10 protein-coding genes are annotated in these 15,620 nt (G+C 71.9%); 2 read left to right on the forward strand and 8 right to left on the reverse strand.

The genetic code is table 11. The annotated features are described in order from the left end of the window. Positions 1-17: 17 nt before the first annotated feature. From AB0927_RS30385 to AB0927_RS30420, 8 genes are all read right to left on the reverse strand, one after another. On the reverse strand, positions 18-941 hold the full coding sequence (locus AB0927_RS30385) for an LD-carboxypeptidase (RefSeq protein WP_366670968.1): 924 nt from the start codon (positions 939-941) through the stop codon (positions 18-20). Next, on the reverse strand, positions 938-2,890 hold the full coding sequence (locus AB0927_RS30390) for a prolyl oligopeptidase family serine peptidase (protein ID WP_366670969.1): 1,953 nt from the start codon (positions 2,888-2,890) through the stop codon (positions 938-940). Before AB0927_RS30390 ends, AB0927_RS30385 begins: the two co-directional genes overlap by 4 nt. 20 nt (positions 2,891-2,910) lie before the next feature. Then, positions 2,911-4,215: a M20/M25/M40 family metallo-hydrolase gene (locus AB0927_RS30395; RefSeq protein WP_366670970.1), complete on the reverse strand. Its 1,305-nt coding sequence runs from the start codon at positions 4,213-4,215 to the stop codon at positions 2,911-2,913. Beyond that, on the reverse strand, positions 4,208-5,041 hold the full coding sequence (locus tag AB0927_RS30400) for a M55 family metallopeptidase (protein ID WP_366670971.1): 834 nt from the start codon (positions 5,039-5,041) through the stop codon (positions 4,208-4,210). The genes AB0927_RS30395 and AB0927_RS30400 overlap by 8 nt, the downstream gene beginning before the upstream one ends. A 120-nt stretch (positions 5,042-5,161) precedes the next feature. After that, the gene (locus tag AB0927_RS30405; RefSeq protein WP_366670972.1) at positions 5,162-5,881 is read right to left on the reverse strand and encodes a class I SAM-dependent methyltransferase; all 720 of its coding nucleotides are present in this window, start codon (positions 5,879-5,881) and stop codon (positions 5,162-5,164) included. A 104-nt stretch (positions 5,882-5,985) separates the two neighbouring features. Further along, positions 5,986-8,577, reverse strand: a complete 2,592-nt coding sequence (locus AB0927_RS30410; RefSeq protein ID WP_366670973.1) for a SpoIIE family protein phosphatase — start codon at positions 8,575-8,577, stop codon at positions 5,986-5,988. 155 nt (positions 8,578-8,732) lie between these two features. Further along, entirely contained in the window at positions 8,733-11,186 is a 2,454-nt protein-coding gene (locus tag AB0927_RS30415) for an MFS transporter (protein WP_366670974.1), read from the reverse strand. Between the two features lie 195 nt (positions 11,187-11,381). Beyond that, entirely contained in the window at positions 11,382-11,825 is a 444-nt protein-coding gene (locus AB0927_RS30420; RefSeq protein ID WP_366670975.1) for an SRPBCC family protein, read from the reverse strand. Positions 11,826-12,078: 253 nt separating this feature from the next. Here AB0927_RS30420 and AB0927_RS30425 point away from each other — a divergent pair, with 253 nt between their 5' ends. Continuing rightward, positions 12,079-13,194: a patatin-like phospholipase family protein gene (locus AB0927_RS30425; protein WP_366670976.1), complete on the forward strand. Its 1,116-nt coding sequence runs from the start codon at positions 12,079-12,081 to the stop codon at positions 13,192-13,194. Continuing rightward, on the forward strand, positions 13,130-15,505 hold the full coding sequence (locus AB0927_RS30430; RefSeq protein WP_366670977.1) for a hypothetical protein: 2,376 nt from the start codon (positions 13,130-13,132) through the stop codon (positions 15,503-15,505). The genes AB0927_RS30425 and AB0927_RS30430 overlap by 65 nt, the downstream gene beginning before the upstream one ends. Positions 15,506-15,620: the final 115 nt, after the last annotated feature.

Raw genomic sequence — 15,620 nt, forward strand, 5'->3', positions numbered from 1 at the left:
CCGCGCGCCGGACAAGATCAGCTCAGCGCGGGTTCCTCCAGCGTCAGCGTGCCCGCGTCCGCGTCCAGCTCCGCCGGGACCCCGAAGGGAACCGTCAGCGCGTCCGCGCAGTGCCCGAACCCCATCTCCTCCAGGACGGGCACCCCGAGCCCGCCGAGCCGGTCCGCGAGCACCGCGCGTACCTCCTCGTACGGGCCGCAGCGCTCCCAGGAGCCGAGCCCGATCCCGGCGACCCCGTCGAGCCAGCCGGAGCGCAGCAACTGGGTGAGCAACCGGTCGATGCGGTACGGCAGTTCGGTCACGTCCTCGATCATGAGCAGCCCGCCGCGGGCACCGGTGCGGGCGAGCGGGGTGCCGAGGTCGGCGGCGAGCCCGCCGAGATAGCCGCCGAGGGTCACCCCACGGGCCCGGCCGGGCACCAGCGCCGTTCCGGCCGTGGTGAGCGTCCGTACCGTCTCGGGCGCGAACAGCGTGGCCTTCAGGTGCTCCTGGGCCCGCGCGCTCTTGATGAAGTCGACCCCGGCGGCGACCGGCCCGTACAGGGTGACCAGGCCCAGCCGGGTGGCGAACGCCTGGTGCAGGTGGGTGGCGTCGCTGAACCCGACGAAGACCTTCGGCCCGGCCCCGCGCAGCGCGTCCCAGTCGACCAGGTCGGCCATGCGCTGGGCGCCGTAGCCGCCGCGGGCGCACAGCACCGCGGCCACCGACGGGTCGCACCAGGCGCGCTCCAGGTCGGCGGCCCGGTCGGCGTCGCTGCCCGCCAGGTAGCCCAACTCGCCGTGCCGGTCAAGGACATGGGGCATGACGACGGGATCGAGGTCCCAGCCGCGCAGCACGTCGAGGCCGGCCTGGACGCGTTCCTCGGGCACGGGTCCGCTGGTGGCGACGACGGCCACGCGGGCGCCGGGAGCCAGCCGCGGCGGGCGGACGAGCGGATTCACCGGTGCAGCTCCAGGCGGGGGACATCGGGCACGTCCAGCTTGAACACCTGGGCGTACAGGGACAGTTCGGCCTCCAGGGCGCGGATCATGGTGTCCGCCCTGCGGAACCCGTGGCCCTCCCCCTCGAAGGTGAGGTAGGCGTGCGGGACGCCCTTGCCCTGGACGCAGGCGAGGAACTCCTCGCACTGGACGGGCGGGCAGATGACGTCGTCCAGGCCCTGGAGCATCAGGAACGGCACGGTGAGCCGGTCGGTGTGGCTCGCCGGGGAGCGCTCGGTGTAGCGGGTCGGCACCTCGGTGAAGGGGCCGATCAGGTACTCCATGTAGCGCGACTCGAAGTCGTGGGTGCCGCCGGAGGCCCAGCTCGTCAGGTCCAGGACCGGGTAGATGATGGTGCCGCAGGCGTAGACGTTCGTGCCGGTGAGGGAGGCCGCGGTGGTCCAGCCGCCCGCGCTGCCGCCCCGGATCGCGAGCCGCCCGGGATCCGCGGTGCCCTCCTCGGCGAGGGCGCGGGCGACGGCCGCGCAGTCCTCGACGTCGACCACGCCCCACTGCTCGCGCAGCCGCTCGCGGTAGGCGCGGCCGTACCCGGTGGAGCCGCCGTAGTTGACCTCGGCGACGCCGATGCCCCGCGAGGTGAAGTAGGCGATCTCCAGGTCGAGGACGAGCGGCACCCTGCTGGTGGGGCCGCCGTGCGCCCAGATGACGTAGGGCGGCAGCTCGCCGTCGGGCGCGCTGTGCCCGGGGTGGTGCGGCGGGAAGACCTGGGCGTGCACCTCGCGGCCGTCGGGTCCGGTGAAGACGCGGAGCTGCGGCTCGGGGTAGTAGGCGGGGTCGACCGGGTCCCGGTGCCGGGCGCCGACGGCGCGGGCGCGGCCGGTGGTGGTGTCCAGCTCGACCACCTCGTACGCGGTGCGCGGGCTGGCGCCGACGGCGGTGACACGGCCGCCGTGCACGGCGAGGCTCGCGGCGAACTCGGTCCACGGTCCGGCGGCGTCGACGATCTCCCCGGACTCCGGATCCAGGATCCCGAGCACCATCGATCCCTTGCCGTGCACGACCGCGATCAGCCCGCTGTCCAGGGGGGCGAACCAGCGCAGGCCCAGTTGCCACAGCGGGCCGCCGAACTCCTCCTCGCGGGTGCACAGCGGGACGCCGTCGCGGTAGAGGTTCCACCAGCCGCCGCGGTCGCTGGAGTACAGGAGTCGGCCGTCCGCCGCCCATTCCACCTGGGCGACGGCCTCGCCCGGTCCCCCGGCGACGGTGTGCGCGCCGCGCAGGGTGCCGTCCTCGCCGATCTCCGCGACCCGCAGCTCGGTGCCCTCCCAGGGCATCCGCGGGTGGTCCCAGGCGAGCCAGGCGGCGCGCCGTCCGTCCGGGGAGATCCGGGGGCCGGTGACGAACCGGTGCCGCTCGCCGGTGAGTTCGCGCACCGCGCCACGGTCCTCGGCGGCCGAGCCGTCCAGCGGTACGGCGGCGAGGACGCGCCGGACGTCGCCGGGGTCGTCGCCGGTGAACTCCTCCAGGACGCACCACACCTCGCCCCGCACGAGGTCGATGTGCGGTTCCGCCCAGCGCAGTCCGCCGCCGACCGGGGAGAGCGGGGTGAGCGGACGGGGTTCGCCGCCGGGCTCGTAGCGGTAGAGCCGCTGGTCTGCGAAGTGGGCGAACACCACGAGGGGCGCGCCGGTGCGGGCCGCGGCGGTCCAGGGCCGGCCGCCGTACTCGATGACCCGGGTGCGCACGTTCCACGGCGCGGGCAGCAGCGACTCCTCGGTGCCGTCGGCGCGGCGCCGTATCAGCGCGCGGCGGCCGCCCTCGCCGGGGCGGGGTTCGGTCCACCAGGTCTCGTCACCGACGAAGTCCACCCAGTCGGGGCGGCCGTCGTGGGAGGCGGCGAGTGCCGCGTCGATGGGTGACGGCCAGGTGCCGTAGGGCGTCTTGAGCATGTTGTCCTCCCCCATGTCGTCTAGGCCGTGCGCAGGAAGCGGTCGAGGACACGGACGCCGAAGTGCAGTGCCTCGACGGGCACGCGTTCATCCACGCCGTGGAACAGCGCCTGGTAGTCAAGGCCTTCGGGCAGTTTCAGCGGCGCGAAGCCGTAGCCGGTGATGCCGAGCCGGGAGAACTGCTTGGCGTCGGTGCCACCCGACATGCAGTACGGCACGACGTGTCCCTCGGGCGCGAACTCCCGCACGGCGGCGCGCATCCGGTCGAAGAGCGGTGCGTCCACCGGTGCTTCGAGGGCGACCTCGCGGTGGGCGAACTCCCAGTCGACGTCCGGGCCGGTGAGCCGGTCGAGGGCGGTGGTGAACTCGTCCTCACCGCCCGGGAGATAGCGTCCGTCCACATAGGCGACGGCCTCGCCCGGGACCACGTTCAGCTTGTAACCGGCCTCCAGCATCGTCGGGTTGGCGCTGTTGCGGACGGTCGCCTCGACCAGCTTGCCGGCCGGGCCCAGCTTCTCCAGCAGCCGGTCGACGTCGCGGAAGTCGGGGTCGATGCCGTACAGCGCGGCGAGTTCGCCGAGTGCGGCGCGCACGGTCGGGGTGAGCCGCAGCGGCCACTCGTACTCGCCGATACGGGTGACGGCGGCGGCGAGCCGGGTCACCGCGTTCTCCTTGTTCACCTTGGAGCCGTGCCCGGCGCGGCCGCGCGCGGTGAGCTTGAGCCAGCCGGTGCCGCGTTCCCCGGCCGCGACGGGGTAGATCTGCCGCCCGGCGCCGTCGTGGAAGGTGAAGGCGCCGGACTCGCTGATGCCCTCGGTGCAGCCCTCGAACAACTCGGCGTGCCGGTCCGCGAGGAAGCCGGAGCCGTCCTCGGCGCTGGCCTCCTCGTCGGCGGTGAACGCGATGACCAGGTCGCGGCGGGGCCGGACGCCCTCGCGGGCCCAGGAGCGGACGACCGCGAGGATCATCGCGTCCATGTTCTTCATGTCGACGGCGCCCCGCCCCCACACCACGCCGTCCCGGATCTCTCCGGAGAACGGGTGGACGCTCCAGTCGGCGGCCTCGGCGGGCACCACGTCGAGATGGCCGTGGACCAGCAGGGCTTCGGCCCCCGGGTCGGTGCCCTCGATCCGGGCGACCACGTTGGTGCGGCCCGGGGTGCGCTCCAGCAGCAGCGGTTCCAGGCCCGCGCCGGCCAGCCGCTCGGCCGCGTACTCGGCGGCGGGCCGCTCCCGGCAGTCGCCGCCGCCCCGGTTGGTGGTGTCGATCCGGATCAGCCCCGAGGTGAACTCCACGACCTCGTCCAGGGCTTGCGGGTCAGCCATACTGCTCCTCCACGGCGGCGGAGACGATCGTGGTGACCGCCTTGAACGTGCGGATGCCCTCGTACATGGTGGCGCTGGTGTACGCCACCTTCCGTTCGCCGACGCGCGCGACGCCCGGCACCACGGTCGCGGCCATCGCCAGGTGCTCGGCGTCGAACTCCACGGCGACGGTGAACGGCCCGGCCTCCACGGGCGCGTGGCGTACGGCGAGCCGCGCGGCCTCCTTGGCGGCGGCGCGGATGTCGGCGGCGGTACGGGCCGGGGTGCGGCAGACGGCCGCGTACCGGGACACATGGTCCTTGACGGCGACCTTCAGCGCCTCGGGCGCGTAGCCCAGCGCGTCCTCGCAGGCCACGTCGTCCCCCGTGACGAGGACGACGGGGACGCCGTACTCGGCGACGACCTGCGCGTTGAGCAGGCCCTCGCTGGCGCGTACGTCGTTGACCCAGACGCCGGTGATCTGGTTGGCGAGGTAGGTGTGGGCGAGCACCCCCTCCATGCCCGCGCCCGCGTGGTAGCCGATGAAGGCGATCCCGTCGACGTCGCCGTGCTGGACGCCCTCCACCATGGACAGCGCCTTGTGCCGCCCGGTGAGCATCTCCACCCGCTCGTCCAGCCGTTCGAGCAGCAGGTTGCGCATGGTCCAGTGGGCCTCGTTGACGAGCACCTCGTCGGCCCCGCCGTCGAAGAAGCCCTCCACGGCGGCGTTCACGTCCGAGGTGAACATCCCCCGGCACCGCTCCCACTGCGGCGTCCCCGGCAGCACGTCCGCCGGCCAGGTGACACCCGTGGCCCCCTCCATGTCGGCACTGATGAGGATCTTCATGGTGCGTCACGTTACGCGCTGCGGGGTCCTCCGGCTACAAAGGCCACGAACCTCGCCCCCCGTGGCTTGTCACCGCCGGTCAGGGGGCCGACGGTGACAGACCGCGGGGTGGCGGCGGGGCTACCGCCCCGCGAGAACGAACCAGCGCGCCGGCAGGTCGATGCGGGTGCCGTCGGTGAGGTGTTCGGTCATCGGCAGGACGGTGTCGCCCTCGGCGAGGACGGCCAGGCCGGCCTCCCCGAGCAGGCGCGGGATCTCGTCCTCCTCGGCGTCGGCGGGCTTGAGGTGGTGGTCGAAGACGCGCTGGAGCTTGGGCGGCGGACCGGCGGGCTCGGACGCTGCGTGCCCCAGGACGTCGCGGGAGGCGGGGGTGAGTTCGACGACGAAGGCGCGGCCCGCGCCGCCGATGAGCGTCGCGACGGCGGCGGCGACCGCGGGACGCGCGGCGGGCTCGCTCTGGTGGATGACGGCCCGCATGTACACGTTGCAGTCGCCGAGCCGGTCGTGCAGGGCCTTCACCGCGTCGAGGTCGGTCAGGTCGAGCTGTTCGAACTCGACGGGCGCGTCGCCCGCGGCGCGGCGGGCGTGCGCGACGGCGGCGGGCGAGAGGTCGACGCCGACGACGCGCGCGAACCGGGTGGCCAGGTAGCGGGTCTGGGTGCCGTTGCCGCAGCCCAGGTCGACGATGGTGCGGGCCGGGTCCGCGTGCGGCAGGAGCAGCGCGGTGTGCGGCTCCGCGCCCAGCGAGGGATCCGAGTCCCACATCGCCTCGCCCGGAGCGTCGGAGGTCTTGCTCCAGTAACTCTCCCAGTTGTCACGGTAGTTGTCCGAGACGTTCATGCACTCTCCCACGATCGGTTGCGTGATCGGGATATCGCGCGGACCGGGGCGCGGGCAAGGGCCGGGCGGCCGCCGTCACCGGACGTTCCGGCGCCCCCGCCGGTTCAGCGGCTCCCCTTGACCGGCTGTTCGAACCAGACCGTCTTACGGTGCCCGGTGGCGGTCGCGCCCCATTCGCGGGCGAGCCTGCTGACCACGCGCAGCCCGCGGCCGTACTCGTCGCCGGGCCCGGCGGCGATCATCGCGGGCAGGGTGGGTTCGTCGTCGGTGACCTCGAACAGCAGCGCGTCGGTGCGCACCACGCGCAGCCCGATCCGGTCGCTCTCGGCGTGCCGTACGGCGTTGGTGACGACCTCGCTCACCAGGAGTTCCGCGGTCTCCACCGTCTGCGGCAGCGCCCAGGCGCGGAGCTGGTCGCGGACCAGGCGGCGGGCCCGGCCCACCTCGCGGGGATCGTTGTCGAGCGTCCACTCGGCGACGTGTTCGGCGGGGATGCCGTTGAGCCGGGCCATGAGCAGGGCGACGTCGTCCTTGCGGCCGCCGCGGGTGTTCAGGGCGCGGATGATGGTGTCGCAGGCGTCGTCCATGGAGGCGGCGGGGTGCGCGGCGGACTCGCAGAGCGCGGCGAGGCCCTCGCCGATGTCGGTGCCGCGCACCTCGACCAGGCCGTCGGTGCACAGCACCAGCCGGTCCCCGGGCGCGACCCTGATCCGGGCCGCCTCGAACGGGACGCCGCCGACGCCGATCGGCGCGCCGGTGGGCAGGTCGAGGAGTTCGCTGCTGCCGTCCTCGGCGCGCACCACCACCGGCGGGATGTGTCCGGCGTTGGCGAGGGTGACCTCGCCGCGGATCGGGTCGTAGACCGCGTAAAGACAGGTGGCGAGGTAGTTGTCGCCGAGCCGGCGGGCCAGGTCGTCAAGGTTGCGCAGGAGCTGGGCGGGCGGGGTCTCCAGCGCGGCCATGGTCTGCACGGCGGTGCGCAACTGGCCCATCATCGCGGCCGAGTTGAGGCCGTGACCCATGACGTCGCCGACGACGAGGGCGGTCCGGGAGCCGGGCAGCTTGATGGTGTCGAACCAGTCGCCGCCGATCCGGCCGAGCCGGGTGCCGGGCAGGTAGCGGGTGGCCACGTCGCAGCCGGCCATCCGCGGGGTGACCTGCGGGAGCATGCTGTCCTGGAGGGTGTCGGCGACGTTCTCCTGGTACGTGTACATGCGCGCGTTGTCGAGCACGAGCCCCGCGCGGGCGGCGAGTTCGGCGCCGGTGGTGCGGTCCATGTCGTCGAACTCGGGCCGGTCGGGGCGGCGCATCAGGACCATGAACCCGAGGACGACGTTGCGCGCCTTGAGCGGCACGATCAGCAGGGAGCGGCCGCCGATGAGCGGCCGGAGGTCGCGCTTCTCGAACTCGCCGGAGATGCGCTCGGACAGCTCGTCGGTGACCTTCGGGACGAGGACCGGCTCGCCGGTGACCATACATCGGTAGAACGGGGTGTGTTCGGGGAAGGCGAAGGCCTCGCCGACCGGCACGGTGTCGTCCCAGCGACCCGGTTCGTCGTTGTGCTCGACCCAGACGCGGAACATGACGGTGCTGGCGTCGGGCGGGCCGTCCGGGAAGCCCTCGCCCGCGAGCACGGCCGCGCGCAGATGGGTGCCGGCGAAGTCGGCGAAGCGGGGCACGGCGGCGCTGGTGACCTCGCGGATGGTCTCGCCGAGGTCGAGGGAGGAGCCGATGCGGGAGCTGACCTCGTTGAGGAATTCGAGGCGTTCGCGGACGGCGGCGTATTCGAGGTCCTGCTCGGCGCCGACGGGTACGGCGGTCGCGGCGGGCGTCCGCCGCCGGGCCACGACGCCCTCGACGGCCTCTGCGGCCTCGGCGGGGACCCGGCCAGGGCGGCGGGGCACGCCCCAGTACGGGGTCACCGGGACGCGTTCGAACTGGCTGAACTCCAGGACGGGATAGCCGAGTTCGAGGACCTGGGAGACGATGCGGCCGCTGAGGCCGGGGCCCATGTTGGGCAGGATCTCCGGCAGCCGTCGTTCGAGCTCGTCGAAGGCGGGCAGTTCGGTGTGGCGGGCGAAGCCGGGCGCGATGCGTTCGGCGCTCTCGTCCTCCTGACCGCGCTCCTCGCGCAGCCGGGTGGCGTCGGCGGCGAGCACCAGCAGCCGGGCGGGCCCGGGGCCGACCAACGGGTAGGCCCACCACAGCACATCGAGCCGCTCACGGTCCGTCCCGTGGTCCGCCTCGCGGTCCGCGTGCGGCTCGTCGTCCGCGTGCGGCTCGTCGTCCGTCTCCTGTCGCCGGGGCGCGAAGAGGCGGGCGCGGCCGGAGGTGGCGAAGGAGGTGTGCCCGCCGAGGGAGGCCTCCAGGTCGGCGGCCTCGGGGCCCAGGTCGTCGGCGTCCCAACCGCCGTACGCCGCGCCGCCGTTCGGCCGGCCCTCGTACGTCTCGTAGGCGTCCGGCACGGGGCCGCCCCGCAGGTCGTCGGGGAGGGCGCCGGAGACCGGCAGCAGATCCGCCGCCGGACGGCCGACGGCGTCCTCGCGGGCCACGCCGAACAGACGGCGTGCGCCGCTGCTCCAGTGGGACACCTGGCCGTCGCGGCCCACGACGATCACGGCAAGCGGAATCCGGCCCGCGTCGGTGTCCCCGGCGCCCTGCCCGGGAGTCGTGTCCCGCACGCTGCCACGGTCCATGGCCCAGGCCCCTTCTCCCCGCGGCTGTACGCAAACGATCTGTGCCGCCCGCCACTACGGTACGGGGGCGGCCGGTGGCGATGTGTGGCAATCCGGGAATTGGCTTCACATGATCGCACCGGTCCGCGGCCCGGCACTCCGGCGCGGGCACCGGCTCAGTCCTCGTGGCCCAGCTGGAGGTCCCGTTCCGTGCGGCCACCGCCCGCGACCTGCAGAACCGTGGCGACCGGCGGATAACCCGCGGCGATGACCGTGTACTCGCCGGAGGACAGATCCACGAACCGGAAGGCGCCGTCCGCGCCGGTGACGAGGGTGTCCACGACGTTGCCCGCGGCGTCCAGCAGCGTGACCCGCGCCTCCTCCACGGGCCGTCCCCCGCTCGCCCGGACGACGCCCCGCAGCACGGCGCCGCCCGCGAGCTCGACGTCCTGCCGGGTCTCCCGGGAGGCCTGCACGCTGACCGGAAGGGCGGCGGGGCGGAAGGCGGGGGCGCTGGCGGCGAGGGTGTACTCCCCGGCGACCAGTTCGGTGATGACGTAACCGCCCTCGCGGCCGCTGCGGGTGGTGGCGACGACCTCGCCGTGCACGTTGGTGAGCGTGACGGTGGCGTCCCGTACGGGGCTGCCGTCGGCGGTGAGCACGCTGCCCGCGAGGCGCCCGGCGCCGCCGAGGACGACGTCGAGTTCGACGGGCCGTTCCCCGACGGTGACGGAGACGGCCTGCGGCTGGTGGCCCCCGGCGGCGGCGATCAGGACGTACGACCCGACGCCCGGCGTGCTGAGCGCGTACCGCCCGTCGTCGCCGCTCGCGCCCCGGCCGATCTGCTGCCCGGTGACGTCGATGAGGGTGAGCGCCGCGCGGGGCACCACGGTGCCGTCGGGGTGCTGCACGGTGCCGCACACGGGGATTCCGGCGGCGTGGGGCGAGCGGGGCGGGGCGGGGTGGCCCCCGGCCGGCGGCCCGCTGCGGGCGTGCGGGACGGAGATGTCGACGCTGCCGGGGTCGGATTCGGTGGTGTGGTGGGACACCAGTGGTTTCTCCTTGAGGAAGAAGGCGATGAGGAGGCCGAGGACGAGCACCGGGACCAGGTACAGGAAGATCCGGGGCATGGCGTCGGCGTACGCGCGGATGTAGGCGTCGCGCAGGTCCGGGGGCAGGGCGTGGACGAGCTGCGGGGTGAGGGACTCGGGGTCGGGCAGCCGGGCGCCGGCGCGCGGGGGCAGCTCCCGGCGCAGGGCGTGGGTGAGCCGGTTCGCGAAGAGGGTGCCGAAGACGGCGGCGCCGACACTGCCGCCGATCTGCCGGAAGTAGTTGTTGGCACTGGTGGCGGTGCCGAGGTCGGCGGGGCGCGCCGAGTTCTGCACGGCGAGGACGAGGACCGGCATCACCAGGCCGATCCCCGCGCCGAGCACCGCCATCCAGACGCTGTACGCCAGCCGGGAGGTGTCGGCGTCGAGGCGGGACAGCAGCCACATGCCGACGACGGAGACGGCGCCGCCGAGCACCGGGTAGAGCTTGTAGCGGCCGGTGTGGCTGATGAGCTGTCCGGACAGCAGCGAGGCGACGACGATGCCGGCCGTCATGGGCAGCATCAGCAGCCCGGAGCCGGTCGCGCTGGCCCCGTCGACCATCTGGAGGAAGGTGGGCAGATAGCTGGCGGCGCCGAACAGGGCGATGCCGACGACGAGTCCGACCAGTCCGGTGACGTTGAAGACGGAGTCGCGGAACAGCCGCAGCGGGATGAGGGGTTCGGCGGCGAAGTGCTCGGCGACGAGGAAGAGCGCGGTGGCGGCGAGCGCGCCCGCGCCGAGGCCGAGGATCTGCCGGGACCCCCACGCGTACTCGGTGCCGCCCCAACTGGTCAGCAGGACCAGGCAGGTTGACGCGGCGGCGAGCAGCAGGGTGCCCAGCACGTCGAAGCGGCCGCGGACTTCCGGCCTGGGCAGCCGGAGGACGACGGCGACCACGGCGAACGTGGCCAGTCCGAAGGGGACGTTGACGTAGAAGCACCAGCGCCAGGAGAGGTGGTCGGTGAAGTAGCCGCCCAGCAGGGGCCCGGCGACGGAGGCGACTCCGAAGGCGGCGCCGATCAGGCCCATGTAGCGGCCGCGCTCCCGGGGCGGCACGATGTCGGCGATGATCGCCTGCACACCGATCATGAGGCCGCCCGCGCCGACGCCCTGGAGGGCGCGGAAGGCGATCAGCTGGTCCATGCTCCCCGCGCGTCCGGCGAGCGCGGAACCGACGACGAAGACCGCGATGGCGAACAGGAAGACGCCCTTGCGGCCGGCGAGGTCGCCGAGCTTGCCGTACAGCGGCAGGCCGATGGTGGAGGTCAGCAGGTAGGCGGTGATCGCCCAGGACATCCGGTCCAGGCCGTGCAGTTCGCCGACCACCTTGGGCAGGGCGGTGGCGACGATCATCTGGTCGAGGGCGGCCAGCAGCATCGCCAGCATCAGCCCGAGGAAGACCAGCCGCACCCGCCGCGGGCTCAGGGCGGGGCCGGGCGCCGGGGCCCCGGGGCCGGCCGCCGCGGCGTCCGCCGCGGGCGCCTTCCGGGCAGCCGGGAGCGCGAGGGCCTCTTGATCCGCCAGAGTCGTCCCGCCCACGTGCCGCTCCCCTCGTCGCCGTCCTCGCGGCTGTCCTTCGCGCGCATTTCCTCGCGCGACGCGACAACTACGAACAACTGCGGCGAGTTACGGGGTGGTTCCCTGTGGGCGGGACTTCCACCCGAACCGGTGAAGGGATGCAACACCCCTTCACCGTCCGGGGGTTGGGGCTGTTCGCCGTCCGAGTGGCCGGGGTTACTTCTCAACCTCGGTGGCGAGCCGGGCGAGCACGGCGTCGTAGATGCGGCCGAGGCCCTTGGGGGCGAAGGTCCGCTCGAAGAAGCCGCCGATGCCGCCGGCGCCCTTCCAGGTGGTGGTGACGACGACCCGGGCCCTGCCCTCACCGGCGGGGGTGACGCGCCAGGTGGTGACCATGGTGGAGTTGCGGTCCTTCTCGACCAGCTCGCCGTCGGTGGGCTCGCTCACCTCCAGCAGGCAGTCGCGCACCCGCTTGCTGGTGGCCTGGAGCTTCCAGTGGACGAGGGTGCCCTCGCCGTCGCCGCCCTCGCGCACCTCGTACTCGCTGAACTGCTCGGGCAGCAGCTTCCGCCGGGTGCCGCGGTAGTCGGCGAGGGCGTCGAGCACCTTCTCCGCGTCCGCCGTGACGACCCGCTCCGTAGTGGCCTCGACCTGCGCCATTGCGTTCCTCCAGGACCTGATTGCTCGGGGTTGGGAAAAGCCAACCACTCCGGGTCCCGGCCCCCCAAATCGGGGGGTGCGTCGGGGTGTATGCCGGACCCGGCCGGGACGGCTCCCGCGCCCGGGACGGCGCCGGAGAATCACTTCAGCCGTTCCATCCCGGCACGTGGGCCCCGTCTGGCAGAATCGCCAGGTGGCGGCGCTTACGCCGATGACGCGCGGTGAACGGCAATCGGATCCTGCTGTGGAGGGCATGCCGACCATGGATGCGACGAACGCACCCGTCTACTGGGACCCGGCGCACCCGGTGTTGGAGATTCTGCGCGCCCGCCGCGACTCCGGGAGCCTGCCGGGGCAGCGGACCGACGATGCCAAGGTGGCGCTCGCCATCGAGGGCGGCGGTATGCGCGGGGTCATCTCGGCCGCCATGCTGTGCCAGCTCGAGGACTACGGGTTCAAGAACGCCTTCGACGTGGTCTACGGGTGCTCCTCCGGAGGCATCAACGGAGCTTATTTCCTTGCCGGAGAGACCTGGTATCCCCTCTCGATCTACTACGACGACCTGACGACCAAGAAGTTCGTCGACTTCTTCCGCGCCCTGCGCCGGCTCCCCATCCTGGGTCTGGACTACGCCTTCGACCATGTCATGGAGAAGGTCAAGCCGCTCGACTACGAGGCGGTCCTCAAGTCGAAGATCCCCTTGGCGGTCCCCATCACCGACGTCGACGCCCTGGAGACCGTGGTGCTGCGGGACTTCTCCTCGCGCCAGGATCTCAAGGCCGCGCTTCGCGCCTCGGCGTGGCTGCCCATCGCCGTCCCCGGCACCGTCCGGATGCCCGACGGCCGGCGGGCCGTCGACGGCGGAGTGCTCACGGCCCTGCCGTTCAGGCTCGCGGTCAAGGACGACTGCACCCATGTCCTCTCCCTGAGCACCCGGCCGATGCGGGAGAACAAGAACAACGGCCTCTCCCTGCTGCACCGCTACACCTATCTGCACCTTGAGCGCATGCGCCGCGGCCTCGGCCGGGACTATCTGGCCGCCATCCGGGAGAAACACCACGACCAGGACTGGCTGCACCGGATGCGGACCGCTCCCGCCGAGGGCGCTCCGTACGTCCTGGATCTGGCCCCGTTGCCCTGGATGACGGAACTCAAGCGGCACGAACTGGACCAGTTCCTGCTCCTCAAGAACGCGCGCATGGCCTACGAGATCGCCTACTGCGCCACCGAGGGACGGCCTGCTGGGCTCATCCGACCGGAGAACTTCCGTGCCATGCCGAGACTGACGATGGTGGACACTGCCGATGGAGCGCCAGAGCTCGACGCTGGACATGCTGGTCGCGGCGTTACGCGACTTGACGGGGTATAGCGATCAGCAGGTGTCGCACGTGGGCAGGCTGCTGAGCCTGACCACTCCCCCCGGGCAGCCGGAGATCGCCCGGCACCGCGCCCGGCGCCTTGAGGTGTGGCGGCGGATGCTCCAGGACATTCCGCTGGACGAGCGGTCCTTCGACGGACGGTTCGGGCTGAACAGCAGAACGGAAACGATCGAAGCGCTGAAGACCTGGTGTCTGGGTCACAGCGCTCGGAGTGCGGCGGAGCAGGCCCGCTCGGCCGACCTGTTCGGATTCGCGAGCCTGTTCCTGCTGACGCTTCTGAGCCTCGCCGAGTCCGAGGCCCAGCGTTCGCTCCCCCAGGCCGCGGCCCATCCTTCACGGAGCGGCCAGACCCTGACCCATGACTGCGACAGCGTCTGCGGCACCTTGGTGGCGCAATCCGCGGTGACGGCCGCCATCTGCGACGTCTACAGCCCGCGTCCGTCCAGCGGCCGGGACCGCACTCACGCGACGGTGCGGTCGGCCGCGCGGGAATGGCAGGCCGTGGAGCGGGAGACCCTGCGCTTCCATCGGCACGGCAGCACCTCGATGATCCTGCGCGGCACCGCGTCGACAGCCGTCCACGGCACCCGCCCCCCGTTCGCGCTCAAGCTGATCCTGTATCCGTTCACCAGGATCCAGACCATCACGCATGCCACCCGCGAGTACGCCGAGACGTACGACACGTCGAGTACCGGTTCACAGCATCTGGTGCATGTGTGGGCCAGCTTCGACAGCTGGATCCTCATGGACTTCATCAGGGGAAAGACCCTTGCGGAGACCCTGCGCGAGGAAACGGAACAGGAACCCGAAAGCACCGGGGACATCCGATCCATCCGGCTCGACCGGCTCAAGAGATACGGGGTCCTGCTCTTCGAGGCTTTGGAGGAGCTCCAGCGCATCGCCGAGGAAGCCCCGCCGCACAGCGGCATCAGGGGGGTGCACGCGGACCTGTCGCCGTCCAACGTCATCATGTCCGAGACCGACGGCGCCTTCAAACTCATCGACCTCGGCCGCAATTATCTCTACACCCATGCCATCACGGGGACCACGGGAGTCGAGTCCTCGTTCATCGCGCCGGAGGTCAAGGCCGGCGACTCCGAGATCGCGCGCGCGGACCTCTATTCGCTCGGCCAGTTGCTGATCCTCTTCGGTTGCGGGCGGGCGAGCACGGACGGCGTGGTGCCGGATGTTTTCTATATGCGGGCCCTGCTCCTGGCGCGATTGTTCGAGGACCTGATCGACGCCAACCCGGATCGTCGGCTGCTCATATTCTCCGAAGGCCAGGGTTCGGATTTCTCGTTCGCCGCGCTGAAGAAGAGATTCCTGGCGGAACTGGAGATGGTGCAGGCCGCCGAACAGAGCGAGGGGGAACTGCGGGTCGACACGGGCTGGTCAGCGCTGCGTGAGCTCCTCCGTCCGCTGGCCGGAGATCCGGGCCGAGAATGGCGCCTGTGGCGTATGCGCAGACACCAGGGCGTACAGCAGACGGTGAATCGGATGCTGTTCACCAACTGGCTGTTCGCCTGGTCGCTCATCGCGGCGGCGGCCTGGGCGATCACGAACACCACCGTGATCACCTGGCTGTTCCGCGACATGGATCTCGACTGGGGCAACAAGGCGATCGAACTGGTGCAGCATGCCACCCACCATCCCAACGGACTGCCCGTCGTCGACTCGTGGCGGAACAGCGACTACCACCTGCCGGACCTCCGGGCCAACCTGCCGGCCCGCATGGTCGGCCTGTCCTACGCCCTGGCGGCACCGAAGTACTACGAGGTGCTGTTCTCCGGTCTGACGCCGCTGGTCATCGGACGACGAGCCGGATCGGCGAGCTGGATCGCCCTGGCGGCGGAGGTGGTCATGCGCATCATGGCCGTGGCTCCGTGCACGCTGGTGATGACGGCCACGCTGATCGAGCCGCGGTGGTGGCCGATCAACTCCGCCATCGGGCAAGGACTGACCTGGCTCGCGAATTTCGTCACGCTTGCCTACATTCGCTCCGTGATCGCCCGTTCGCGGCAATTGAGGCTCAGCACGGTCCCTGCCGACGACAGCAAGATAACCGGCTATCTCTCCTTCTCCCAATGGGCACCGACATCGCTCTTCTACGCCACGGCTGTGATAACCATCGGCAGCTTTGTCTACGTGAACCTCCTCCACGACGAATGGGTCTACGCACTGGCCGTCACCTCGACCAACGTCTTCCTCTTCTACGTCATCAAATGCGGCATCGGCGGACCCGCGATCCGGGTGACCATGGCACGTACGTGCCTGGCAGCCGAACGAATAGGCAGGTGTTGAGTCCGGTACCGGGGCCGCGGGGGTGCCCGAGCCGACCCTGGCCGGCCCTCATGTGCGGCCCTCGCGGGAAGCGTTCGAGGGCTTCACGCGGGCAATAGGGTCAACTATCGGCGGA

It is taken from the genome of Streptomyces sp. NPDC048106, assembly GCF_040706415.1.
GTDB lineage: Bacteria > Actinomycetota > Actinomycetes > Streptomycetales > Streptomycetaceae > Streptomyces.

Excerpts from the sequence above, each read along its gene's own strand:
- AB0927_RS30400 (WP_366670971.1), bottom strand. The coding sequence starts at position 5,041 with ATGAAGATCCTCATCAGTGCCGACATGGAGGGGGCCACGGGTGTCACC.
- AB0927_RS30395 (WP_366670970.1), bottom strand. The coding sequence starts at position 4,215 with ATGGCTGACCCGCAAGCCCTGGACGAGGTCGTGGAGTTCACCTCGGGG.
- AB0927_RS30405 (WP_366670972.1), bottom strand. The coding sequence starts at position 5,881 with ATGAACGTCTCGGACAACTACCGTGACAACTGGGAGAGTTACTGGAGC.
- AB0927_RS30390 (WP_366670969.1), bottom strand. The coding sequence starts at position 2,890 with ATGCTCAAGACGCCCTACGGCACCTGGCCGTCACCCATCGACGCGGCA.
- AB0927_RS30430 (WP_366670977.1), top strand. The coding sequence starts at position 13,130 with ATGGAGCGCCAGAGCTCGACGCTGGACATGCTGGTCGCGGCGTTACGC.
- AB0927_RS30425 (WP_366670976.1), top strand. The coding sequence starts at position 12,079 with ATGCCGACCATGGATGCGACGAACGCACCCGTCTACTGGGACCCGGCG.
- AB0927_RS30420 (WP_366670975.1), bottom strand. The coding sequence starts at position 11,825 with ATGGCGCAGGTCGAGGCCACTACGGAGCGGGTCGTCACGGCGGACGCG.
- AB0927_RS30410 (WP_366670973.1), bottom strand. The coding sequence starts at position 8,577 with ATGGACCGTGGCAGCGTGCGGGACACGACTCCCGGGCAGGGCGCCGGG.